The organism is Mycobacterium sp. Aquia_213, assembly GCF_026625985.1.
Classification (GTDB): domain Bacteria; phylum Actinomycetota; class Actinomycetes; order Mycobacteriales; family Mycobacteriaceae; genus Mycobacterium.
This window is the reverse complement of the sequence record NZ_CP113116.1, coordinates 22256-46724: the sequence shown is the minus strand read 5'-3', so window position 1 is coordinate 46724 and position 24469 is coordinate 22256. Positions and strand designations below refer to the sequence as shown.

The window sequence follows — 24469 nt, the reverse complement described above, 5'->3', positions numbered from 1 at the left end:
CCTCAGTTGTCGCGGTCCTCGAACAAGTCGCAGTAACTTCGTTGCGAAGCCGACTTGAACTGCCGGTACAGCTTGAACCTGATCTCCCCGGCCCGCATGCCCGCGAGAAGCTGCTCGAGCCCACCGACCAGGTCGTCGTACTGCTCGTCGAGCACGGCCAGCCGCGCACCGGGCTGGTCAGCGCGATTCGTGTGCACGATCCGCAGCGCAAGAACGGACAGCCGGTCGACGATGGTGCCGGGGGTTTCGGTGTGCAACGGTGCGTTTGGACTCAGGTCGACGCGATCAAGCAGGGTCGCGTCGACCTCTTCGATGGCCCCATTCCGCCGGGCGTTGACGTCGTCGATGCAACGTTTCCGGCGAGCAACCTCATGGTCGTCAGCGCCGGGCCGGCGAACGGCGTCTTCGTGATGCCATAGGGCGAAGTTCAGCGCGTGTAGGTGTAGCGCCTTCGCTGCAATGCCCCCTCGATCCGAGGAGTCGGCCGGCTCTTCGGAGTGCCACAGCATGGCGATGTCGTAGAACTGGCGCACGGCGGCGAGCAAGTCAGTACTCGTTGAATCACGCAGTCTCCCATCGTGAATGGGGTCCGGGGGCCGGTCTTCGATGCCTTCACCTGGCTCAGACATACTCTGCGACAACCTCTTCCATCGCATCGAGCACGTCCGCCACGGTGATGTCCGTCATGGTGCCCCTGTCGACGTGCCGGTGCGGCCCGAATCGGAACCCCCACAACTCGGGCCGGGTCGGACCGAAAAGGCCGACGCCGGGCACTCGCGCCAGATCGGCGGCGTGCAACATGGCGGAGTCGACGCCTAAGAAAAGGTCCGCGTTCGCAACCAAGCCCATGGCGAGGTCGAGTGGGAGCCCGAGGTAGGGAATGACGCGATCGCGTTCACGCCCGACGTTGAGTTCCTCGTCTCCCATCCCGACCACCCAGGCCACAAAGTCGGGATGTCGCGACAAGAAGCGATCCAGCAGATCGATGAACCTGGTTGCGGGCCAGCGTTTCTCTGTCCAGCCGGCGTCGGCGTGCACCACCAGCACCTTGACCCCGGCGGGTACGGCGGCGCGCATGGACCGGGCTTCGTCCTGCACGGACGGCGCGAGAGGCACCGACTGGGCATAGCTTTCGAGCTGCAGCGACGGATCGAACAGCCGGGCCAATTTGAAGGTCAGGTCGGCCGAGTGTGGCAGATCTCGCGGGATGATGATGTCGTAGTCGTCGTCGGTCGGGAAACCGATACTCGTAGTGGGAGCCAGGCGTCGCCAAAGGGGCCGGATGAAGATGTTCGACGGGATGTCCCACGGCACGGCGTTGATAAAGACATCGACGGTGCCGATGTCGGACACCAGGGCGTCGTAGTCGAGGGTCCGACTTGCCTGGCGCCCTATCGGAGGTCCTCCCGGGGCAATGCCGGTGATGTCGATCAGGCGCGGGCTGACCGCGTGGAAGCAGAGGTCGAAGGCGTCCTTGGGGCATATCAAGGTGATTGGGGCGGTGAACATTTCGGCCAGCGCACGCAGGGTGGGCAGCGTCAGGATGGAGTCCCCGATCAGGGTGGAGAAATACACCGCGGGGGTGCGCGCGCGCAGCAGATTGGTGAGCACGTCAGGCTCAACGCTCGACGGGCGTCCGCCCTGCAGAACCGTGATTTCGCTCAAACCCGACCAACCTCCAGCGAGAGCTTAGACGGCCTGGCCATCCCGTCGCAGCACAACATCATCGGCTTTTAGGGCCGTCGACGAGCTCTTCCATCGCATCCAGCGCTGCTTCCACGGTGATATCGGCCATCGTGCTCATATCGATGTGCCGGTGTGGTGCGAACCTGAACCCCCATTCCTCGGCGCGCGTTGGGCCGAAAAGTCCCACGCCGGGTACTCGCGCCAGATCGGCAGCATGCAGCATGCTGGAATCGATCCCCACGAAAAGGTCTGCGGTAGCGACCAGTCCCATGGTGAGGTCGAGTGGCAGCCCGAGATGCGCATAGACCCGCTCGCCGTGGCGTCCCACGTTGAGTTCCTCGTCTCCCATCCCGACCACCCAGGCTACGAAGTCGGGGTGGCGCGACAAGAACCGGTCCAGCAGATCGATGAATCTGGTGACCGGCCAGCGCTTCTCCGTCCAATTGCTGTCCGCATGCACGACGAGCACTTTGGCTCCGGCCGGAACCGCGGCTCGGATTGATCGGGCTTGCTCCTGCACGGCCGCGGGTAGGGGCAACGGCTGGGCATAGCTTTCGATTTCCAGCGACGGGTCGAACAGTTGGGCCAACTTGAACGTCAGGTCCGCAGAGTGACAGTCCCCCTTGGGGACCACGATGTCGTGGCCGGCGGTGGTGAAGCCGATACTCACCTTAGGCGCCAGGCGTTGCAGGAGCGGGTGAATGACGATGCTGGACAGCGAGCTCCACGGCAGCGTGTCGATGAAGACATCGACACGACCGATCTCCGCCGCCAGTGCGTCGTAGTCGGGGGGCCGCTCCGGTCCACCCGGCAGTGGGGGCGGCCCCGTCAGGGGCAGCCCTGTGACGTCGACCAGTCGCGGGCTTACCTCCCGGAAGCACAGGTCGAATGCGACCTTGGGGCAGATCAATGTGATTGGAGCGCTGAACATCTCGCCCAGCGCACGCAACGTCGGCAGTGTCAACACGGCGTCGCCGACATTAGTGACGAAACAAAACGCGGGTCGTTCCGCGTGCAACAGATCGCTTAGCGCCATTCGCAGAACCTGTTCAGTTGTAACCGAAGCGCTGCGCCAGGGCCTCGACCTGGGACCAGGCCGGATCGTCAGCGTCGATGCGGGCCCGCGCCGATGGCGCCTGGCGCAGTGGCGCAAGGTTGCCGGCCTTCCACGGCAGCGGTGCACCGCGCCGGTAGAACTGGTTGTCGCCGACCGCCTCCGGGGCGCAATGTGCCAACGGGACGGCGTTGTCGGAAAAACTCAGGCCGCAGCGCTGCAAGGCGGCGTCGAGCGTCTCACTCGGCCGGGCCGCGAAGGCTTCGTAGCGAAGCACAACCAGCTCGGCGTCGTCGACCTGCAGCGGCTCCAGGCAGCTCTCCAACAGCGCGAGGGCTTCGGCCACCGTGTCCTTGATCCAGAAGTCCAGATCTGTGCGCAGGTTCGAATCCCGGTGCAGCAGATAGGAGTTCACGACCTCACGCGGATCGCGTAGGACGAACACAATTACGCTTTCGGGAAAGCATCGTCGGAGGATCCCCAGCCGCGTCGCGTACCTCGGGTTTTTCTCGCCCCAGATCGCGCGGGGCTGCGCGATTTCACTCATGACCGCCCGCAGGGCCTGCGCCGGGTCGGCCGATCCCTGCGCGCGCCGACGGTAGTCCTCGTAGACCCCGCGTTCGAGCAGGAAGGCCGCCAAGGTGCCGACAACCGATCCGGCGGACCGGTCGATTTCGATCAGATCGATCTCGTCGAAGATCTTGATGTCTTCGTGGTGGTTGAGGAACTGGGTGACGATGGTCAACCCGGACCTCGGCGCCCCGACGACGAACAGCTGCACGGCTCGACCGTATCCCCTGAACGGTAGCCAGCCGCAGCTGAACGTCGTCTCGCCTAGTCCTCCCCGGTGATCTTCTGCAGCGAATCGACGATTTGGGTCAGCTTTTCGAAGGTCTCCAGTTGGCTGGCTTCGATGCTTGCCGCCGCTTCAGCGGTCGCCCTCATCAGCGCTTCGTTAATGCGCTCCTGCACCGTCTCCGCGCCCAGCCGCAGCAGGCCGTCCTCGATGTTTACCTGCGTCACACACATGTCACCGTTGATGACCACCTCGACGGTCTCGGTTTCGTCCTTGGCGGTGAAGGAGCCGGTGCCCCTCTGCTTCAAGGCGCCCTCGAGGACGTCGCCGAACTTCTTGAACTCGTCCATGACCGCAGTGGCCTGCGGGTGCTCTTGTGGTTGCACGTCAGATCATCCTTTGCGTCGGGGATCGCTAGCCTGCCTGGGCGACTGCCTCCGCCACGACAGACTCTCAGTGTAAGGCGGCGCGCCGCACCCCGAATGCAGTTAAATCCCTGTTCATCTTGGCATCCAACCTCGCCGGGCCGGGACCGTCAGGAGCCGTCCCGCCTACCCGGAAGCGCGGTCAGATAGCGGCTTTCGTCGGGCTGGGAAACCGGCTGGATCGGCAGTTGACGGTGTCGTGGAGTACTGATGACGTTGTTGCGCAGGATTACCCGGTCCACGCCGGAATGCCGGCCCAGATACGTTGTCGCATGCGGCCACGCCACCTTCGACTCCGGCCCGACCTCCGCGCCGATCAGGTCGGCGAATTCCTGGAAATGCGCTGCGAGCGTGACGGTTCCGCCCGCGGCCGCCGCGCGGACGGCGAATTGCATGAACACGCGGGCATCACCCAGGTTGATGCTCGTGTCGACATCGTCGAACGGCATGTAGACCGGATACTTGCTCGACGTTTCGCCTACCAACACGCCCGCCGATCCAATCGGCAGTTGCCAGTGGCGGCCGGAGACGACGGTCTGGCCTTGCAGCGCGGCACGCTGCCCGCCGGATACGCGCGAAAACCCGCGCGGCCTTTTCGGCTTCTTCGCGGTGGTCAGCAGCACCGTGGAACGGGGCGCCATCCCCGCAGCGATGCGGACTCTGGTGATCGTGTGATCTGCGGGCGCCGACCACCACACATCCGGGCCGCCGGGTGCGATGTAGGCGGCGGTGAAGTTGTCCTGCCCCTTGATCTTCGACCACTTCTCCCGCACGAAGCTGATCTCGGTGGCGTGATCGAAATCGTCGAAGCTGCGTTCACATTCGGCATCAACGCCATGGCTGGCCAGCCGGTCGGCGATCCGCGTTGTCGACGCAACCAGGTAGCGGGCGATCCCCGCGGCTCCCTCAGCGCGCCGCCGGGCCGACGCCGAAGCGCGCTGCGGGTCGGCGCGCATCACGATCCAGGTCCGGCGGTACGCCGGCGCCGGATCACGGCCGATCACTTCCCGATACAGGCTCAGCGCCTCGGCGGACGCCGTCTTGCCGACCCGGAAGCCGGCCGATACGACCTCGGCCTCCAAGTCGGGACAGTGCACCGCAAGCAGTTGCTCCAGCAGCCGGGTGTCGACCACGTCGTCGGTGTTCGCCTTCCCGTCGACGACGACCGTCGGCGTGAACGGCCGCGGGATGAGCTCGATGACCGCGATCAGATCCTCGCCTTGCCAGCGCACGGCCACGTGGTCTCCGGGCAGGACGGTGGCACCGACCTCGGGCTCCGAGGGGAGTTCGAGAGACCTTCGGTGCCGGAACAGCCAGGCGAACATCGCCACCACCCAGCCGGTGAGCCGCCGGCCGCGGAAGGTGACGGTCGCGACCAAAGCGCCGACCGCCACCAGCGTGGGGCCGGCCCACTGGTAGCGGGTGCCCATGAACAGCAGGATGCACAGCGGGGCCAGGGCAGCCGCCCACATCACGTGGCCGCTGCTGAACCGGAGTCGTAGTGATCGCATGAGTTTCGTCAGCGCCGTTTCAGGGCTTGCCCGACCAGTGCGGCCAATCCCAGCGCGACGATCAAACCCATGACCCCCATCGTGACATCATCGATCGGCCCGTGATCGGGGCCCGGCACCGGCACCGGGGCTTGAATTGCTTTGACCGGATCCGCGGGTGTCGGCGAGCCTGCGGGGATGTCCCAGGTGAGCGCCGCGACCGCATCGATAATGCCGGCGCCGACGGAGTCGTCGACCCCGCCGCCGGGGTGCCGCGCGGTCGCGGTGATCCGGCGCATGACCTGGGCCGGCGTCAGGTCGGGGAATTTCTGTCGCACCAGCGCCGCCAAACCGGATACGAACGCCGCCGCGAACGAAGTCCCGGCGATCGGCACCGGACCCTCTTTGCCCGACAGCGCGTCCACCGGATCGCCGCCGGGACCGAGCGCGACCACGTTGTCGGCGGCCGCCGCCACGCTCACCCAGGGTCCGTGCATCGAGAACTCGCTCGGTGCCCCGTTTTGCCCGACTCCCCCGACGGTGAGTACGAGCGGCGCGTACCACGCCGGTGTGACGATCGTCTGAACCCCTTGCCAGCCGCGGGGATCGGACGGAATGGCCGCGTCGGGTGGCGGATTCTGTTGGCAATCCCCACCGACGTTGCCGGCCGCGACGACGACCACGGCGCCCTTGACGTTGACCGCGTAGTTGAGGGCACCGCCCAGGGTCGTCTCGTCGACCTGCTTTTTGGCCTTGAAGCAGGCCGCCTCGCTGATGTTGATCACCCCGGCGCCCAGATTCGCGGCGTGCACCACCGCGCGGGCCAGGCTGCGGACGGAGCCCGCGGCCGGGGTGGCGTTCGGGTCGCCTTGGTCGGGTTGGGAATCCTTCGGCTCGAAGGCTTCCGACGTCTGGCGCACCGAGACCAACCGCGCATCGGGCGCGACGCCGACGAACCCGTCGGTCAGCGAGGGACGCCCGGCGATGATGGACGCGGTGAGCGTCCCGTGCGAATCACAGTCGGAGAGCCCGTTGCCGTCCTTGACGACGAAGTCGCCGCCCGGCTCCGCCGGGACACGTGGGGAGGCGTCCACCCCGGTATCGATCACGGCGACGGTGACGCCCGCGCCGGTCGCGAACTTCTGCGCCTGGGTGATGCCGAGGTAGGTATTCGGCCACGGTGCATCGTGGAAATTGGTGCCCGGCAGCGCTAACGGCGCCTTGCAGACGCGCTTCTGTTCGAGCGGCTGATCGGGGCCCGTCACATCGGGTGGAACCGCCGTCGAGTCGATCAACGGTGGCGCAACCGCCACGGCGGGAGGTGCACTGACCATGGCTAGCGTGAACGCCACCGTGATCAGCAAGATACGGTGCACCGCCGGACGCTCCATTCATCAGCCTTGCTTCGCCACCGCATTTCCCCGGTCGCGGGCCTGCGTGCATCTTAAACTTTCCGGCTGCGCCGACAACGCGTTTCCCGCAACGCTGGCCACCGGGCGCCCGGGCCGATCCGCTCGCGACTAGCGCCTGGTCAAAGCACTATCGACACATGCTTTTCCGCACACGCGTCCTTCACGGCCGCAACGACGTCCTGGGTACGTAGCGTTTGCAGATCCTCCACCGTCACCGACCCTTTGTCGACGCGATGCTGTGCGGCCACCCGCGAGTCCCGCAGCCGCTCCGCACGCTCGACGACATTGCGCGCGAACCGACCGTTATGCATGGCGTCGATGCCGTGCTGGCCATCGGGTGCAAGATAGCCACGTAGCGTCGCGCACGCGGCTTTCAGCGCCTCAGCCGTCGCGGGATCGAGAACCGTGGCACGCGGTTTGCCGTAACGGATCGCGATTTCGACCAGCTCGTCGGGCGTGTAGGACTCGAACCGCAGTTTGCGGTTGAACCGGCCCGCCAGACCCGGGTTCACGGTGAGGAATTCGTCGACTTCCTTCTCGTATCCCGCGCCGATGAAGCAGAAGTCGAACCGGTGCACCTCGAGCGCCACCAGCAGCTGGTTGACCGCCTCCATGCCGATCATGTCCGGCCGACCGTCCTGGTGGCGTTCGACCAGCGAATAGAACTCGTCCATGAACAGGATGCGCCCCATTGACCGGTTGATCAGCTCGTTGGTCTTCGGTCCCGATGCGCCAATGTGCTCTCCGCAGAAATCGGCCCGCTTGACTTCGACGATCTCCGGATGCCGCACGATGCCCAGTCCGGCGTAGATCTTTCCCAATGCCTCGGCGGTGGTGGTCTTACCGGTACCGGGCGGTCCGACCAGCAGCATGTGGTTGGTCTGGTTGGCCACCGGCAGGCCCGCCTCGAGACGTAGCGCGCGAACCTCGATCTGGTCTTCCAGTTCCGCGACCGCGCGTTTGACGTCGGCCAATCCGACCTGGTTGTCGAGCAACGCGCGGCCCTCCCGCAGGAGTTCGGTGCGCCGCTCTTGGTGGTCTTCCTCCTGTCGCTGTTGCTCCGACAGCTCGGTGGTCACGTCCCATTTGTTGCTGCGGGAACCGATCGCGTCCTCGTCGGTGACGACCAGCTGTAGCGCGGGGTCCGCCAGCGCTTGCTTGGCAGGCTCGATCAATGCCCCGTTGATCGTCGCTTTGGACAACCAGATCTGCGCCTTGGGTTCCTCGCCGAGCTGGCGATGCGCCATCCCGCGCACATAGGCAAGGTCGGCGGCGATCAATGGGAAGTCGGTGGGATCGACTGCGGTGACCGCGGTTTCGAGGTGTTGTCGCCGCGTCTCGGTCGACCCACCGAACCCGGAGCGCAGCTCGACCCGGTCGGTCCATTCCAGCGCGACCCGCGCCTGACCCAGATGGGCCGCGGCGTGCGCAGCCAGCGTGCAGGTAGCCGCGGTGACGGCCGACATGATGATGGCCTGCGGCGGCAAGATGGCCGCGGCGACCGCGATGACGTCCGGCCATCGTTGGGTGGCGAACATCAGGTAGGACTCGATGTACTGCTTCCACTGGTGGTTCTCCCAGGTGTCCAGCAACGTCGAATCACCCAGCAGCGCTTCGGCTTTCTCGTATTGCCGATCGTCTATGAGGGCGCTCGCCAGCGCCAGGCCGGCATGCGAGGCCTCGGTCACCGAAATCGACAGGTACGGGCCCGCTTTGATCGGCGCCGAAAGGCGCGCCCCGATCCGGTTGGTCTCCCGGTGCAGCCGGCTGCCGTAGCTGTAGAGCTGTTCGACGGTCGACAACGCCTCGTCGCCCGCGGCGATCCGGCCCAGCCACGCGTCGGCCATCGACGGGTCGACTGCGGTTGCCTCCCGAAACCGGGCCGCCGCCGCGGTGACGTCGCTGTCGAGCAACGCCATCGCCGCATCGAAATACTTGCGCGCGGCGGCCGGCGTCGTGCTGCTGGTCATGGGGTATCCACCGCTTCGAGATCAGGGGTTCGCAATGCCATCGGTTCCGACGATACGTATCTGTTCTCGGCGCGGAACAGCTCCACTTCCACCGCATGCAGGTGACCATCGGCCGCGATCACGTCGACCGTCGCCGGACCCGTCTGGGTGATCAACACATTGGCGGTCCCCCGGTACGGCTCGCCTGGGCCACCGATCGAAATGAGGGTGTTCGGTCGCGGCGCCGGCGACATGCTGCCATCGACGACGCTGACCGTGGTGCCCGACACCGGCTTGGGCTGGTCGGTCACGGCGATGTCCGGCATCCGAACACTGGCCCACCGCTGCATGTTTCGAGTGTGCACCGTGATCCGCTCGCCGGCGCCGGCCAGGCGGACGATGAACCGCTTGGCCAGCGCATCCTCCGCGGCGACGTGCACCCGGCTGAACTCCCCGGCATCGTCGAGCGGCAATAGCATGCGATTTCCCCCGGCGACCTTGCCGAGCAACACACCCGACGGTCCGATCGGGACGACGAGCGGGCCGTGCAGTACGCCGCGCCGGATGCCGCGCAACGGCGGCAACGGACCGCACAGACTGGCGGCGACGGCTTGGACCTGCTCACCTCGTAGGGTCCGCAATCGCATGCTCAACGACGCCGTCGGTGGTTGGGCGCTGCGCACGGTCACGGTGGCCGTCGCGGAACCGTCGCTGAAAAGCGTGACGTTCTGCACGATCCCGTCGACGCGCGCCGACCACGCCTCCGCCAGCTTCTCCGACGTGATGTCGCCGGGCCGGTACCAATAGGTCGTCAGCCAACCAGTGTCACCGCGCACCGACCGCCAGCGCCGATTCGAGACGTCGAGCGCAGAGCGGCCCAACCGCCGCTCCATCTCGACGATGTCGGTGGCCGTCGCGACCTTGGCGCGGATGCCGTGCTGGCGCAGGGCCGCACCGATCCGTTGGGCGGCGGCGAGCGTCGCGGTGCCGACCGAGGTACGCCCGCGCAGCGCCTCGACGTTGTCGAGGGCCGAGACCCGCACGATGAGCCAGGTTTCGCGCTGGCCGGCGTAGGGCGGCGTACCGATCAACGTGTCGTACACGCGCGGATAGTCACCGGTATTGCGGCGGCGGGCGCCGGCGGTGACGACGCTGAGCGAATCCAAGGTGAGGCCGAGGCTCTGGTGCAGCAGCGGCATCAGCTCGGTGATGTCGAGGGAGTTGTCGGTGTAGGTCGCGGTCGATCCGGTGAACAACGTTGGGGTGTGGGCTTTCCCGAGTAGCTGGACCGCCGCGACCGCGACGCCGTCCTGGTAGCGGATACCGCCGCCGGCACGGTCATTGGCCACCGTGAGCGGCTCGGTCCACGCGATCGGACGACGGCGCCGCAACCACAGGATCAGCCAGGACCACATCGGCTGGCCCCGCCAGCGGATCACGCCGGCTGCGACGCCGAGCACCAAACCCGCTGCCGCACCGGGGTATCCGCCGACCGCCCATCCGATCAGGGCGGTGACAAAGATGGCGACGATGATCGTCAGCTTCGTGGCGGCCGTCATCGCTCGCGCCGCGCTCGAACGATCAACGAGACCACCGCGATGGCCGCCGCCACCACGCCGGCGAAAACCAATGCCACATTGCGGGCGCGGTGATCCGGTGGCGGGGGCGGGGGCGCCGGATGGACGACACGGCTCGCTGCCGCGGGTGAAAGCCGTTCCCCGGCAGGCACATCGAATGTCAGCGCGGCCACCGGGTCGACCACGCCGTAACCAACCTGGTTGTCGACTCCGCGGGGTGGATTGTGCGCGGTCTGCAGAATCCTGTTGATGATCTGGTGTGCGGACAGTCCCGGATATTTGGCCCGGACCAATGCGGCCACCCCGCTGACGTACGCCGCGGAAAAGCTGGTTCCCCAGAACGGCATGTTCTTCTCGCCCGGCCGGATCGGCGGGTAGGCATTCGCCGGCCCCCCGGTTTCCGGGGACAATCCCATCACCCCGACCCCCGGAGCCGCCGCGGCCACCCAGGGCCCGGCCAGACTCTTGTTGATCGGTGCGCCGGTGTTGTCCACCGCGCCCACCGACAGCACGTAATCGGAGAACCAGGACGGCGACGACACCGTCTTGACTTGATGCCAGTCGCGCGGATCGGACGCGTTGAGCGGATCGAACGTCGGGTTCTGGGCACAGCCGTCTTCGCTGTCATTGCCGGCCGCGGCGACCATGACCGCGTCCTTGACCGTGGCCGCGTACCAGACGGCCGCGCCGATGGCGCCCTGATCCAGCGGGTCTGCCGCCGAAACACAGGCTGTCACACTGATATTGATCACCTTGGCACCCATGTTCGCGGCATGCACGATGGCACTGGCCAGGGTCGCGATGGTGCCGGCCTTCTTGCGTCCTTCAAAATCACCGCCGCCGGGATTGGCCGGCTCGAAGGCCCGCGAGGACTGGCGGATGGAGATGACGGTCGCGTGGGGTGCGACGCCGGCGACGCCATCGGGCGCGCCCGGGGGCGGGGGCGGCACCTCGGGATCGTCGGGCTGGTTGGGCGCGGGGTCCCCCGGCCCGTTCGACGGCGCGTCGGGTGGGGGCGGTGGCGGCGGCGGGGCCACGGTCTGGGTGATCGTCACCGGCGAGGGCGGTGGCGGAGGTGCGGGCGGTGGTGGTGGTCCGCCCGGTGGCGGTGCTCCCGCATCCGTCGGCGGTGGGCCCGCTGGCGGCGGGAAGGCCGGCGCGCTCGGCATCGGCGCAGGCATCGGAATTCCTTGCGGCGCAGCGCCGATCAGCGACGCCACGACGGTGCCGTGCGCGTCGCAGTCGCTCAGGCCGTCACCGCCCATGATGTAGTCACCGCCCGCCACCACCGGCAGCCGCCGGCTGGGATTGATGCCGGTGTCGATGACCGCGACCGGCACCCCGTTGCCGGTTGAGTATTGCCAAGCCTTGCTGACGTTGAGCATCGTGAAGCCGGGCGCGGGCAGGGCCACGTTTGGATCGGCGACCGTAATCGTTCGTGCGCAGGCAAAGGCCTGCCGCATCGGCTGATCCGGTGCCGGCTTGCCGTCGGCCGGGACCCGGCCGGGATCGACAACTGGCGGCGGAATCGCGTGTGCTGCAGGAAGACCCGCTATCAAGACGACCAGCAGGCTGGTCAGCGCCAAGGCGGCGACCCGCTGGGTCATTGCGCGAGCGGTGAACGCCGTCTGCGTCATCGCATGCGCACCCAGGTGAACAATCCGCCGATCCATGCGGCCAGCGGCAGGGCCGCGATGATCGCTGCTATCTCCACCCATTCGGCGGTCATCCGCACCAACGGGGTGAATCGGGTGATCGGCACCAGCAGGGCGGCCAGCAGCCCGGCGCCGCCGAACCCGGCCAACACCAGCGCGCCCCAGAGCACCCCGTATCCCGACGAAGTCGGCTCGTGCACGACGTATTTCACGACGCCGACGCACAACGCCGCCGCCGCGCCGCACACCAACGCGATCGCCTGGCGTTTGTCGGCGTATGCCCGCCCGCGGCTGATGAAGATCACCACGAACAGGCCGGCCAGCACGGCGGCCGGCATGCTGCGGTCCTGGCCCGGCATCAGGGTGGCCCACACCGCGACGGGAAGGGTCAGCCCCGCGCCCACGCAGATTCCGGTCAGGACATTGTTGGCGTGGACCGCCGCGAGCGCGATCTGCGCGCCGCGCGGCGTGGTATCGGAATTTGCTTCCTCGTCGGCGCCCTCCTCGACGGGTGACACCGCGTCGGCCGGTAGACCCGCGCTGCGCCGGAACAAGTCGCGCCCGGTGATCGAGCCGAAGTAAGGCGGACGGATCCGTGCGACCCACAGCGCGATCGTCGGGGACATGGTCAGCAGCAGTAGCAGGGCGACCAGCGTGCACATGCCCAGCCATTGCGCCGGTACCGGCCACCACATCCGGGCCGCGGCGGCCGCGCCGCCCAGGCCCAGCACGGTCACCGCGGTCGCCGCCACATTGGCGTGACGCCCCGTCGCAGAGGTGATTCCACAGGTCAGTACCGCACCGGCCAGGGCCCCGATGAACGCGTGCGCAGCCCCGACGTGCCCGGGCGCGCCGGACCCGAGGCTGACCGTGAGCAGCGGCAGCGCGATCCAGCCGAGCCCGTCAACCATGTCGACGCGACCCGGCCACCACCGCCACACCGTGGTCGCAGCACCGGCGATCAGCAGACCGGCCACGCCGGTCACGATGGTGGGCATCAGAGAATCTGTTGAGAATCGTTGGCGCACAGCCAGTCCCACCAACGTTAGGGAGACCATCGCCAGAATCACCAATGCGGTGTGCGCAGCGGTTTCCAGGGTTACCGGCTCAAACAGGGCCTTCCCCACCCGAGCCAAACCGGTGGACAACGACTCGTACTGCGGCTCGAATGATTCGCCGGCTACCGCGGGAACCAGGGTGAGCGTGGCACCGTCTTCGACGCCGAGTTCGTCAAACGTCTTGGTGACATCCAGCCGTACCCCGTTGGCTTTCTGCAGTTCGTATCCAATGCCGGGCTCAAGTCCGGTGAAGCCCCGGCGTTTGAGTTCCTCGTTGAGCAACTCGACGACGTTGTCGATGAAGGCCTCGATCGGGACCGAGGCCGGATACACCTGCGAAACCAGGTGTTCTCCGCATACGACCGCGACCGCACAACGGGCTGGAAACGAAACCTTGCCCACGTACGGGGTCATTAACGCGGCCTGTCCGCATCTGGAATGTATTTGTCGGCCAATGCCGCGGTGATTTCGAAGATGCGCAGGCGGGTTTTCTTCTTCAGCTCGTGCCGGGTATCGATTATCCCGCCTTTTGCGAGGAATGGGTCATACGGCATGAATTCGACCGTCGCACCCGATTGCGCGAAGCGCTCGGTGAGATAAGTACGTGCCTCCCCGTCGTATTTATCTCGACTATCGTTCAGGATGACCATGCTGCGAGACACCAGCTCGTGGTAGCCCATCGATCGCAGCAAGTCGATCGCGCGGGTCACCGGCAACGAGGTGTCGGCCGTGAGGCCGGAAACGAACACCAGGGTGTCGCACGCGTCGAGTACAGCCTTCATCACGGGGTGTTCGAGGTCGTCGGAGGTATCCACCACGATCACGGTGTGGGTGCGGCGCAGCCGCGACAGCACTCCGGAGAACATCGAGGCCACCAGCGGCCGCGGCTGGTCCGAAGCGCGGTTGCCGGCGAGCACGTCGAGCCCAAGGCTGTTCTGCCCCAAGTGTTCCCGGATGTCCGCGTAGCCCTGCACGTCGGTGTCGTTGAGCACCGCCGCGTAATCGCCGGGCGGGGATTCGTCGATCCGCCCGGCCAGCGTGCCGAAGCCGGGGGCGGCGTCGATCGCCACGACATTCTCGGGCCGGCATTCCCGGAACACCGCGCCGATGCAGGCGGTCATCGTGGTCTTGCCGACGCCGCCCTTTCCCGAGACGACGCCGACCACATACTGCTTGCGGATGTGCCGGCGGATGCGCTCCTGCAGTTCCCGATAATGTCTTTCGGACGGCGACTCGCCGAAGTTGATGACATGGCCCGATATCTGGTACAGGAATTTACGCCAGCCCCCGCCGGGTGGAATTTTGCGCGGCGCGACCATATCGGAAATACGTAATGTTCCGGATACTGAATCTTGATTTTGGTAGTTCGCGGCGGGCGCTTCTCGCCGAGTCGGTCCGCCCTGTTCCGGAGAATTGGATGAGCCCGTCCACGGATTCGTCACGGTGCCGATGCTATCATTTTCGCACTACCTTTCGACTACACGACTTTTCGGTACGAATGCCATTCCTGGTCGGCCGGCAACCGCCGCACCATATGGTTGATCGCGGCACCGATGTTGTTCTTGGTTCCCGGGGCGACGATCATCCACTTCTTGGCCCCGGACGAAACTTGTTCGGCAACCACGCGACCTTCCGGCGTATCGATGATCGCCACCGCGCCCGGTTCGAAATGGGTCCGGGTGGGCGAGCCGGTTTCCACACCGGACTGCAGCGCGACGATCGAGGCCTGGGCCGAGCGGCCGGGATCGGTGGCCAGTTTCAGCATGTGCACCTGATCGGCGTCGAGTCCTTGACTACCCAGGAAGTCGTGCAGCGATCGCTGATCGGTGGCGGCGGCACGCAGCGCGTCGGCGTCCAGCGTGACCGGCCGCAAGGGCGCGGGATCATTTGCGCCGCATAGACGTTCGATCTGCGCATTGAGCGCCGCGCTGGCCGTGCCCTCGTTGTTCGCGACGCCCGCGCCGCTGATCCGGACCAGGTCTCCCGATCGCTCGATCGCGACCCACCACTGCGCGAACCTGGCGAGCAGCGCGCGCGCCGGCTCGCCGTCGTCGGCCAGGCGGAAGTGCACCAGCAGCCCGATGTCGCGGCGCGACAGCACGGTCAGCCATTCGACGATCGCGCCGTCGACGGAGTCGGTTTCATCGATGGCCCCGGCGGCACGCAGTTCCGCGGTCACCGGGTGCGCCAGCGCCTTGTGCTTGGGCTCAACGCTGGGCAAATGCGGCCGCAGCCCCATCTCAGGAGCCAGGACCTCGATGCCGGTAAGTACCTGAAGGACCCAGAGGCCGTCTAGAGAGGTGGTCAACACGGTCTCCCCTTAAAGCCAAGTGCGGGGCGCACGCTAGGTGCGCCCCGCAAAGCCGGGACTACCCAAAGAGATTGGGCAGCTGGTTGTCCAGATTGATCGCGGCCTCGTGCACATTGCCCACGGTGTGTCCGTGCAGGCTCACGGTCTGGATCATGTCCTGCAACCCGTGCAGCATCTGCTGTTGGGCGTCGAAGAAGGCCGTGGCTCCGGCGCCCTGGAAGAACTCGGCCAACGACTGGGTGATGTGCAGAACGTCGTCGTGGATTTCCATTAACTGCGCCGCCTGCGATGCGATGTCACCGGTGAGTCCGCTGACGGCGGCGTGGTTGTAAGTGATCTGATCTGACATGTTCGTTATTCCTTACGGTAAATGAAAGTTTCTGGAATTGGCGAAATGCGGGCTTAGGTGGACTGAACCCCGCCGAATACGCCATTGAGACCGTGCGCGGAATCCGCTTCGTGGTGTTCCATCAGCGTCGCCGCCTGGCCGAGGCCGTGCGCCAATCGGTTACCGCCGGTCATGATCTGCTGCAGGTCATGCTGAATTTGGCCCGCCGTGTTCAGCGATGTCGAACCGGCTTGGCCGGTCCACCCGGCGGCGCTGACGATGTTCTCGTGGCCGCTCAGATACTGATTAGCGATTGCTGCCGCCTCTTGCAGTCGCGATTCGATCTTTTGCTTCGAAGCGCGCAGCAGGTCCGGTGTGACAACGGTTGAGCTTGGCATGAGTTTCTCCCTCGATTCCTTAGGCCTCCCCGACCTAGATATGGATAAGAGTGTAGACAGGGATCGGGGTCTGTCACTTCAGTTCTTTTGCCTGCTGCACAGGCGTTGATCTACCCATTCGTGAAAGCAGTAAAACACCACGTCAAAGGCTGCTCGCCCCATCTGCCGATCCGTCACCGTCGGTATCGGATAGACGAACGTCCCACCGCCCGTCGCCGTCGGTGTCCACATAGCCGGTCACGCCGCCCTGATCCGCGCACAGCACCCGGTCGGCCACCCCGTTGCGGTCGATATCCACGAGTCGATCGTCCGGGCTGCCGTGCCCGTCGAAGTCGACCAGCGGACCGCCGGTGTGCTCGACGCCGTCGAGCCCGTACCAGCGCAATCCCCCGCCGCGATCCGCGGCTACCGCCCAGGTTCCCGATCCGTCGTCGGTGAAGTACGCCTCGGGCGTGCCGTCATTGTCCAGGTCGAGCACGGCGTGGTCGGCCAATCCATCGCTGTCGAAATCCGCGAACGCGTCGTCGCGCATTCCGTCATGGTCGAAGTCCAGCCCGATCGATTCGAGGCGACCGTCGTGGTCGAGATCGAGGTCGGGCTGGCCATGCCACATCGTCGCGCCGTCATCAGATCCAATGCAGTAGTCCACGACCTTTTCGACGGGGGTCGACCGCCGGTGGTTCCCGTCCACTGGGTCGTGTCGCTCAGTGCGGTTTGTGAACCCAAGCCGGTGGATCTTTGGTCAGGTCGACATGGCTATCCACGACCCGCATGGTGTCGCGGAGGGCAATCGGCTGGGAGTATTGCAGCACCTGCGCCCGGTAGTTGAAGGTGCCCGAGACACTAACCGTCATGGTGTTGGGGTCCAGGTCATACGTCATGTCCTGGGTGTTCTCGAGATTCTCGAGTTTTGCGGTGTCCTGGTCGACTCCGGGGGGTGGCTGCATCAGACGTGGGCAACTCCCTGGAGGGCAGCACTCCGGTGGCGGGGCTACCCCGTTGAAGCAGCTGCGGAGTTTGGCGTCCACGGCGGCCAAGGATGCCTGGCGCCCCGCATCGTTGAGTGCGACGGCCGGTTGGATACTCGGCCGATTAGCCGCCGGGGCAGTGAGCGCCTCGAGCAGCACCAGTTCCGACGGCGCGGTGATGTCGATGTAGCGATTGGTCGAGCCGACCTGGATGACGCCCGGGAAGACCGAGATGGGGTTGGAGCCGTTGGTCCCTACGCCATAGATTGCAACGGTTTTCATTGCTTCAGCCGCGTTTGGTGGATTATTGACAGTTATCGCAGCGGCGGTGGTGTCGAGCTTCCACTGGCCGTCTTTCTTGTGTGCCCAGATCACGACTTGGGTGGGTGTGACGCCGAATTTCGCGGCCATGACGAGGCGTTGGGCGTCGGATGGGGTGCCCGGTTCCCGGGCTGGGTCGTTGGCGACCTTGATGTCGGTGATCGGCGTGGTCGCCAGTTGTGCGCGCAGCACCTTGTCGCTGAGTAGCTGCGGCGTGGCCGGTTGGTCTCCCGCCACCGACAACGCGGTGCGGGCGTCACCGACCGCGAGCGCCTCCAGGTAATGCTGGCCGGCCAGCCTGGCGGCCTCGCGGTCCTGCTCGGCCCTTTTCGCGGCATCGCCGCCGATGATCTTGCTCGCCGCGAATGCCCCCACTGCTGCGACCACCGCGAGCACGGCCAGCACTGAAAGCACCAGTGCCACAGGTCGTTTGCGGCGGCGCGGCGGTTGGGGACCGGCATTGAACGGCGGCCCCCATGGCGACGGCGGCGGCGGTATGGGTGGACCCGGGTAGCCGGCCGGCGTAAGCGGCGGGTAGTGCGGGCGGGGCGGCAAGATCGGGCGGGTGGCCTCCGTTCCTGCCGCCGCGACGGGCAGGGTTTGTTCGGACGCCGGCGCCGGGGTTGCCGGCGGGAGCGGCGTGTGCCCGGTGGCGACGTGCGACAAATGTTGCGCCAATGCGGCGGCGAATTCTCCGCAACGGTCGAACCGTTCGGCGGGGTTTTTCGCCAGTGCTCGCGCGAAAACCCCATTGGCACTGGCCAGATCCGGCCGTAACCCACTGAGGAGTGGCGCGGGCAACCTCAGGTGAGCGTTGATCACCGCCACCGGGTTGACATGAGGAAACAGCTTGGCGCCGGTCAGCAAAAAATAGGCGGTGGCGGCCAGCGCGTACTGGTCGGCGCGCCCATCGAGCGGCCGGCCCGACAACTGCTCGGGAGCGCAGTAGGGGACGGTGCCCACCGTCATATTGGTCACCGTCAAACCGGTGGTGTCATCGACGGGTCGCGAAATACCGAAGTCACACAACACGATTCGTGGCGGGCTGCCGTCATCGGGCCGACTGATCATGATGTTGCCTGGTTTGATGTCGCGGTGCAGCAGGCCGCGGTGGTGTGCATGGTCCAGTGCCGCGCCGACGGCGGTCACGATCTCCACCACTTCCCCGGCGGGCATCCCGCCCGGGTACTTCTGATCCATCAGCGCGTCGAGGTCGGTCCCGTCCACGTAATCCATGGCGATCCAGAGCCGGCCCTCGAACTCGCCGCGATCCTGCACACCCACGATATGGGGGTGCCACAACCCTGACGCCAGTTCGGCCTCGCGGTTAAACCGTTGCTGGTAGCCGGGATCCGCCGACACCTCGGCACCCAGGATCTTCAATGCTTCAAAACGCGGCAGCCGCGGGTGGCGGACCAAATACACCTCACCCATACCGCCGGCCCCCAGCAGCCGAACCACGGTATAGCCCGCGAACTGCGCCCCCTCGCTTAACGGCATGCGCGCATCTTAGGCTCGTCGAACGACCGTCGACTGATGTTTAACCATGCTTTTCGGTGCGGACGAATATCGGGGGTTCCTTGGTCAGGTCCACGATGCCGAAAAGTGTCTCGGTCACGGTGTTGTCGGGAACGCCGGCGGCGTGACCCTGATAAATGATGGCGCCACCGCCAATCGCGACCACCATCGTGGCGGGGTCGAAGTTGAACGTCGTCTTGGTGAAATCACCGGAGCCCTCGACGGCGATCGTGTGGTTGTCGGGGGTAAGTCGGGGGCACTCCGGGGGTGGTTCGACGCCGTGGTAGCAGTTGTGTGTCCACGTGTCGATCGCCGTCTTGGCGGCTAGGCTGCCCGCGTCGTTGAGTGCGGCCACCGGTTTAATGGTAGGCCGGTCGGTCGCGCCGCCGAGTGCGTCCAGCAGCACCGGCGGCGTCGGCGCCGTGATGTCGACGTAGCGGTTACTGGACGACACCGAGAGTCCACCGGGGAAGACCGCGACCGGTGATGCCCCGTCGGTGGGAACACCCCACAGCGCAACGGCTTTCAGCGATGCGTCCTTGCTGCCGGATGGTCCGACATCGACGGCAACGGTCGCCGTGTCGAGTTTCCATTCGTCGCCCTTGCGGTGCACGGCGACGCGGGCCTGCGACAGCGTCGGGCCGAATCTGGCGGACAGCATCAGATACTGCACCTGCTGCGGGTCGTCGCCTGCGGGCACCGGGGCCGCGGTCGCGGTGATGGCAGTGATAGGGGTCGCCGAGAGCTGAGCGCGCAGCACGTCGCCGGTCGCGAATTGCGTTGTCGCCGGCGGGTTTGCGCTTAAGGCGAGCGCACCCGCCGCGTCACCGCGGGCGAGTGCCTCCAGGTAATGCTGTCCGGCCAGCCGGGCGGCTTCCTGTAGCTGCGGGGCGGTCTGGCCCGCGGCGTCGCCGTGACTGGTCAGTCGAGGGATCGCAACGACGGCACCTACGACCACGGCGGCGATCCCTGCGGCGACCAATGCGGCCGTCCGCAGCCCGCGACGCCGCGCAGGCTGTTGCGGGCCGGCCGCGGCGGGCCAGGCCGGTGGAGCGAATTGCATCGGCGGGGCGTGCGTCGGCGGCGGCATCGGGGCCGGCCGAGTGAGCTCGGTGGGCGGGGAATGGTGCAGCTGGCGGGTCAGCGCGTCGGCGAAATCGCCGCAACGGGCGAATCGTTCGGCGGGGTTCTTGGCCAGCGCCCGCGCGAAAACCGAATCAGCAGTTGCCAGATCGGGTCGCAGCCGACCGGGCAGAGGCGGCGGCGCAGTCAAATGAGCGCTGATTACCGCGACCGGACTGGGACCCGAAAACAGCTTGGCACCGGTCAGCAAGAAGTAGGCCGTCGCGGCCAGCGCGTACTGGTCGGCGCGCCCATCGATAGGGCTACCCAGCAACTGTTCGGGAGCACTGTAATCGACCGTCCCGACCGTCGCATTGGTCACCGTCAGGCCGGTGGTGTCCTCGACCGGGCGGGCAATACCGAAGTCGCTCAACATGATTCGTGGCGGGCTGCCGTCGTCGGGCCGACTGATCATGATGTTGCCCGGTTTCACGTCCCGGTGCAGCAAGCCGCGGTGATGCGCGTGGTCCAAGGCCGCACCCACTGCGCTCACGATCGCCACCACCTCGCCGGCCGGCATTCCGCCCCGGTACTGCTGGTCCATCAGCGCACGGACATCGGGGCCGTTGACATAGTCCATGGCGATCCACAACTGGCCCTCGAACTCACCGCGGTCGTGCACTCCGACGATGTGGGGGTGCCACAGGCTGCCCGCCAGTTCGGCCTCGCGGTTGAACCGTTGCTGATAATCGGGATCCGCCGACACGTCGGCCCGCAAGATCTTCAAAGCTTCAAGACGCGGCAGCCGCGGGTGGCGCACCGCATAGACCTCGCCCATACCGCCGACCCCAAGCGGTCGCACCACGGTATAGCCCGCGAATTGCGCCCCCTCCCCTAACGGCATTTGCAAATCCTAAGACTCATCGGCGCCCCGCCATGGCCCAATGCCGTGGACTGTCCCCGCGTTCCCCGGTGATTGCTGCGAATTTGCAGTTTGCCACGCATGGCGCATCTACCATTTTGTCCATGCTGTTAGCGGTCGGCCAGGAGTTTGCCGGATACCGGATATTGCGGATACTCGGCTCCGGCGCGATGGGCACGGTGTACTTGGCGCAGCATCCTCGGCTACCTCGCCACGACGCGGTGAAGGTGCTGTCGGCGGAATTGACCGCCGACCCGGGGTTTCGGGCTCGGTTCCTACGCGAGGCCGACATTGGGGCGAGCCTGTCGCATCCCAATATCGTCGGCATCCACGACCGCGGCGAATACCACGGCCAGTTTTGGATCTCGATGGACTATGTCGAAGGCACCGATGTGGCCCGGCTGTTGCACGACCACTACCCCGGCGGGATGCCCAGCGGCGAAGTGTTGCCGATCATCACCGGAGTCGCCTCGGCGCTGGACTATGCGCATCGGCGCGGCCTGCTACACCGCGACGTCAAACCGGGCAACATCCTGCTGGCAGAACCCGATTCGGAGTCGCGCCGGACCTTTCTGAGCGACTTCGGTATCGCGCGCCGCGTCGATGACACCGCGGGGCTGACCGCGACCAGCATTGCGGTGGGCACGGTGGCCTATGCGGCACCTGAGCAGTTGATGGGTGAGCCCGTCGATGCCCGTGCCGACCAATACGCCCTGGCAGGCACGGCGTTTCACATGCTCGTCGGAGCTCCCCCGTATGACTTTTCCAGCGCGGCAGTGGTGATCACCAAACACGTGATGGGCCCACCACCACCGATTGGCGAACGCCGCCCGGAATTGGCGGGCCTGGACCCGGTCTTCGCCAGGGCGATGGCCAAGGCGCCCGCCGACCGGTTCGCCAGCTGCCAAGACTTCGCCCGCGAGCTACACGCCCGGCTGACCGCAGCCCCCTCCGACCTGCAACACACCCAATTCGCCCCCACCATGGCCGCGTACGCCCTGCAAAGACCGCCATCGGCGGCGCAAGCACTGCCGGCGAAACCCCCCGGCACACGAATTTGGCGGCGCCCCAAGGTATTGATTCCCGCACTGCTGGTGATCGCGTTGTTAATCGGGGGCGGTGCCTTCGCGGCAGTCACGATCTCCGCACGCGGCGGCGAGCAACCCAAGCCGGTCGCTGCCGCACTGCCCAACAATGGTCCATTCACCGGCATGTACACCGCCAACTTCGGCCCCGGCATGGACTTCGACGGCAAGCCGGTTGCGAACAAACCTCCGGTAACCGAAACGTGGGCCGTCCGCTCGGCGTGCCGTCCAACCGGCTGTGCCGCGCACGCGTCCCGTCGAAGCGGGAACTACATCCTGTCTTCGGCGCTGGTGTTCGACGATGTCGACGGCCGGTGGTTGGCCGTCGGTACCGGCCCCTATGGCTGCCTTGGCATCACCGCCGACACCTGGGAGGTGTTCAACCTGCAACCACGTCCCGACGGCACTCTGTCGGGCGAGTACAGCTGGGCCGCCGGCAACAACTGCAGCGGCAAACGAACCGTCACCTTCACCCGCGGTGCAGACGTCGACATCAACAGCCTCCCCGACCCGACCGCCCTGCCGCCGCGGGTGGTGTCCCCGGCAGAAGCGCTAGACGGCCGCTATCACGAGACCCGGAACTACTCCAACGGGTCCAAACCAACAGAGGTCGACTGGACCGTCCGTACCGACTGTCTTCGCTCCGGTGCTGGATGCATGAGCTATTTCCATTCACCTCCCAACCAGTCCCGGGTGTTGATCTTCGGCGACGGGGGTTGGGTGTGGTCGCGCGACTTCGACGGCAAGTGTGAACAGGGCGGCGGCCCGCTGCATATCAAGGCCAGCGCACGGTATCCGCTCCCGCAACCCCCGCAGAATCCGATCACGTTGCTCATCGGGCACGGTCACCACGAACAGACGGGATCCTGCCCCCTCAGCGTGGATATCGACGACAGATTTGTGCGCACCGGCAATTAGCGCCGGGGCATTCCGCTACGCGTCACCCCGCGTCTGCCACCAGGCCAGCAGCTCCGCGGTGGCCTCTTCGTCGGTCAACGGGCCGCGGTCCAGCCGCAGCTCCTTGAGGAACCGCCACGCCTCACCGACCTGCGGCCCGGCCGGGATGTCGAGCAGCTCCATGATCCGGTTTCCGTCCAGATCGGGGCGCACCCGCGCCAGATCCTCCTGGGCCGCCAGCTCGGCGATACGCGCCTCCAGGCGGTCGTAGTTGGCCTGCAGCCGGGCGGCCCGGCGCTTGTTGCGGGTCGTGCAGTCGGCGCGCACCAGCTTGTGCAGCCGCGCAAGGAGCGGGCCGGCGTCGGTGACGTAGCGGCGTACCGCGGAGTCGGTCCACTTGCCGTCGCCGTAGCCGTGGAACCGCAGATGCAGATACACCAAGTTGGAGATGTCGTCGACCATCTGCTTGGAGAACTTGAGCGCCCGCAGCCGCTTGCGGGTCATCTTGGCGCCGACGACCTCGTGGTGGTGAAAGCTCACGCCGCCGTTGTCCTCGTGGCGTCGGGTGGCGGGCTTGCCGATGTCGTGCAGCAGCGCCGCCCAGCGCAGCACCAAATCCGGGCCGTCGTCTTCCAGCGCGACGGCTTGGCGCAGCACCGTCAGCGAGTGCTGGTAGACGTCCTTGTGCTGGTGGTGTTCGTCGATGGCCATCTGCATGCCGCCGACTTCGGGCAGCACTACCTCACCCATTCCGGTCTGCACCAGCAAGTCGATCCCGGCGACCGGGTCCGCGCCAAGGAGCAACTTGTCCAGCTCGGCGGCCACCCGTTCGGCGCTGATCCGGGCCAGCTGCGGGGCCATCTCCTCGATCGCCGTCCGCACCCGCGCGGCGACGGTGAACCCGAGCTGCGAGACGAACCGCGCGGCGCGCAGCATTCGCAGCGGGTCGTCGCCGAAGGACACCGAGGGCGCCGCCGGGGTGTCCAGCACCCGGGCCTTGAGCGCCGCCAAACCGCCTAGAGGATCAAGGAATTCGCCCGGCCCGGCCGACGTGATGCGCACGGCCATCGCGTTCACGGTGAAGTCCCGGCGCACCAAGTCGTCTTCGAGTCGGTCGCCGAACTTCACCTCGGGATTGCGCGACACCTGGTCGTAGCTGTCGGCGCGGAACGTGGTGATTTCCAGCCGGTGCTCGTCCTTGCCAACGCCCACGGTGCCGAATTCGATGCCGGTCTCCCAGACCGCGTCGGCCCACCCCCGCACGATCTGCTGCACCTGTTCGGGCCGGGCGTCGGTGGTGAAGTCCAGATCGGGACTCAACCGGCCCAGCAGCGCATCGCGCACCGACCCGCCCACCAGATACAAGTCGTGCCCGGCGGTCTCGAACAAGGAGCCCAGTCCGCTCAGCACCTCGTGGTGCTCTCTGAGAGAGACGAGAGCCGACGCGAGCAGCTCAACATCGTCAGCGGGTTCGGACACGTTCGATCAATCTAGTCGAGCGCGGGCCGTCGTCGCGCCCGCACCAGCGGCGAGTGTGTCCGGAAGAACAGCTCGTGC

Annotated in this window: 20 protein-coding genes; 1 reads left to right on the top strand and 19 read right to left on the bottom strand. The window is 66.4% G+C overall.

The annotated features are described in order from the left end of the window. Positions 1-2: 2 nt before the first annotated feature. The 18 genes from LMQ14_RS00200 to LMQ14_RS28245 all read right to left on the bottom strand — a co-directional run bounded on the left by LMQ14_RS00200 (position 3) and on the right by LMQ14_RS28245 (position 20912). Positions 3-629 (bottom strand): DUF4254 domain-containing protein, encoded by a 627-nt coding sequence (locus LMQ14_RS00200; protein WP_267732878.1) that lies wholly within the window; start codon positions 627-629, stop codon positions 3-5. Further along, entirely contained in the window at positions 622-1665 is a 1044-nt protein-coding gene (locus LMQ14_RS00195; RefSeq protein ID WP_267732877.1) for a glycosyltransferase family 9 protein, read from the bottom strand. The genes LMQ14_RS00200 and LMQ14_RS00195 overlap by 8 nt, the downstream gene beginning before the upstream one ends. 58 nt (positions 1666-1723) lie before the next feature. Then, positions 1724-2722 (bottom strand): glycosyltransferase family 9 protein, encoded by a 999-nt coding sequence (locus tag LMQ14_RS00190; RefSeq protein ID WP_267732876.1) that lies wholly within the window; start codon positions 2720-2722, stop codon positions 1724-1726. A 13-nt stretch (positions 2723-2735) separates the two neighbouring features. Continuing rightward, positions 2736-3521, bottom strand: coding sequence for a sulfotransferase family protein (locus LMQ14_RS00185; protein ID WP_267732875.1), 786 nt, complete (start codon positions 3519-3521; stop codon positions 2736-2738). 53 nt (positions 3522-3574) lie between these two features. Then, positions 3575-3922, bottom strand: coding sequence for a YbaB/EbfC family nucleoid-associated protein (locus LMQ14_RS00180; protein ID WP_267732874.1), 348 nt, complete (start codon positions 3920-3922; stop codon positions 3575-3577). Between the two features lie 149 nt (positions 3923-4071). After that, on the bottom strand, positions 4072-5472 hold the full coding sequence (gene eccE / locus LMQ14_RS00175; RefSeq protein WP_267732873.1) for a type VII secretion protein EccE: 1401 nt from the start codon (positions 5470-5472) through the stop codon (positions 4072-4074). An 8-nt stretch (positions 5473-5480) separates the two neighbouring features. Continuing rightward, a complete protein-coding gene (gene mycP / locus LMQ14_RS00170; protein ID WP_267735718.1) occupies positions 5481-6827 on the bottom strand; it encodes a type VII secretion-associated serine protease mycosin in 1347 nt (448 codons plus the stop codon). A 155-nt stretch (positions 6828-6982) separates the two neighbouring features. Next, on the bottom strand, positions 6983-8833 hold the full coding sequence (gene eccA / locus LMQ14_RS00165; protein ID WP_267732872.1) for a type VII secretion AAA-ATPase EccA: 1851 nt from the start codon (positions 8831-8833) through the stop codon (positions 6983-6985). Continuing rightward, entirely contained in the window at positions 8830-10371 is a 1542-nt protein-coding gene (gene eccE / locus LMQ14_RS00160) for a type VII secretion protein EccE (protein WP_267732871.1), read from the bottom strand. The genes eccA and eccE (LMQ14_RS00160) overlap by 4 nt, the downstream gene beginning before the upstream one ends. Next, complete coding sequence (mycP, locus tag LMQ14_RS00155; RefSeq protein ID WP_420714587.1) at positions 10368-12026, bottom strand: type VII secretion-associated serine protease mycosin; 1659 nt, start codon at positions 12024-12026, stop codon at positions 10368-10370. Before mycP (LMQ14_RS00155) ends, eccE (LMQ14_RS00160) begins: the two co-directional genes overlap by 4 nt. After that, positions 12023-13516, bottom strand: coding sequence for a type VII secretion integral membrane protein EccD (eccD, locus tag LMQ14_RS00150; protein WP_267732870.1), 1494 nt, complete (start codon positions 13514-13516; stop codon positions 12023-12025). The genes mycP (LMQ14_RS00155) and eccD overlap by 4 nt, the downstream gene beginning before the upstream one ends. After that, positions 13516-14544, bottom strand: coding sequence for a MinD/ParA family ATP-binding protein (locus tag LMQ14_RS00145; RefSeq protein WP_420714586.1), 1029 nt, complete (start codon positions 14542-14544; stop codon positions 13516-13518). Before LMQ14_RS00145 ends, eccD begins: the two co-directional genes overlap by 1 nt. 35 nt (positions 14545-14579) lie before the next feature. Further along, complete coding sequence (locus LMQ14_RS00140) at positions 14580-15413, bottom strand: ESX secretion-associated protein EspG (protein ID WP_267732869.1); 834 nt, start codon at positions 15411-15413, stop codon at positions 14580-14582. 58 nt (positions 15414-15471) lie between these two features. Then, positions 15472-15762 (bottom strand): WXG100 family type VII secretion target, encoded by a 291-nt coding sequence (locus LMQ14_RS00135; protein WP_267732868.1) that lies wholly within the window; start codon positions 15760-15762, stop codon positions 15472-15474. Positions 15763-15815: 53 nt separating this feature from the next. Next, positions 15816-16139 carry a WXG100 family type VII secretion target gene (locus LMQ14_RS00130; protein ID WP_267732867.1) on the bottom strand — a complete coding sequence of 108 codons (324 nt, stop codon included), beginning with the start codon at positions 16137-16139 and terminating at the stop codon, positions 15816-15818. 142 nt (positions 16140-16281) lie between these two features. After that, on the bottom strand, positions 16282-16788 hold the full coding sequence (locus tag LMQ14_RS00125) for a pullulanase (RefSeq protein ID WP_267732866.1): 507 nt from the start codon (positions 16786-16788) through the stop codon (positions 16282-16284). Positions 16789-16843: 55 nt separating this feature from the next. Further along, the gene (locus LMQ14_RS28110) at positions 16844-18928 is read right to left on the bottom strand and encodes a serine/threonine-protein kinase (RefSeq protein WP_324291092.1); all 2085 of its coding nucleotides are present in this window, start codon (positions 18926-18928) and stop codon (positions 16844-16846) included. A 40-nt stretch (positions 18929-18968) separates the two neighbouring features. Next, a complete protein-coding gene (locus tag LMQ14_RS28245; protein ID WP_420714585.1) occupies positions 18969-20912 on the bottom strand; it encodes a serine/threonine-protein kinase in 1944 nt (647 codons plus the stop codon). A gap of 122 nt (positions 20913-21034) precedes the next feature. Here LMQ14_RS28245 and LMQ14_RS28240 point away from each other — a divergent pair, with 122 nt between their 5' ends. Next, positions 21035-22933 carry a serine/threonine-protein kinase gene (locus tag LMQ14_RS28240; RefSeq protein WP_420714584.1) on the top strand — a complete coding sequence of 633 codons (1899 nt, stop codon included), beginning with the start codon at positions 21035-21037 and terminating at the stop codon, positions 22931-22933. Positions 22934-22948: 15 nt separating this feature from the next. Here LMQ14_RS28240 and LMQ14_RS00105 read toward each other — a convergent pair whose 3' ends face one another. Next, positions 22949-24391, bottom strand: coding sequence for a CCA tRNA nucleotidyltransferase (locus LMQ14_RS00105; protein WP_267732865.1), 1443 nt, complete (start codon positions 24389-24391; stop codon positions 22949-22951). Positions 24392-24469: the final 78 nt, after the last annotated feature.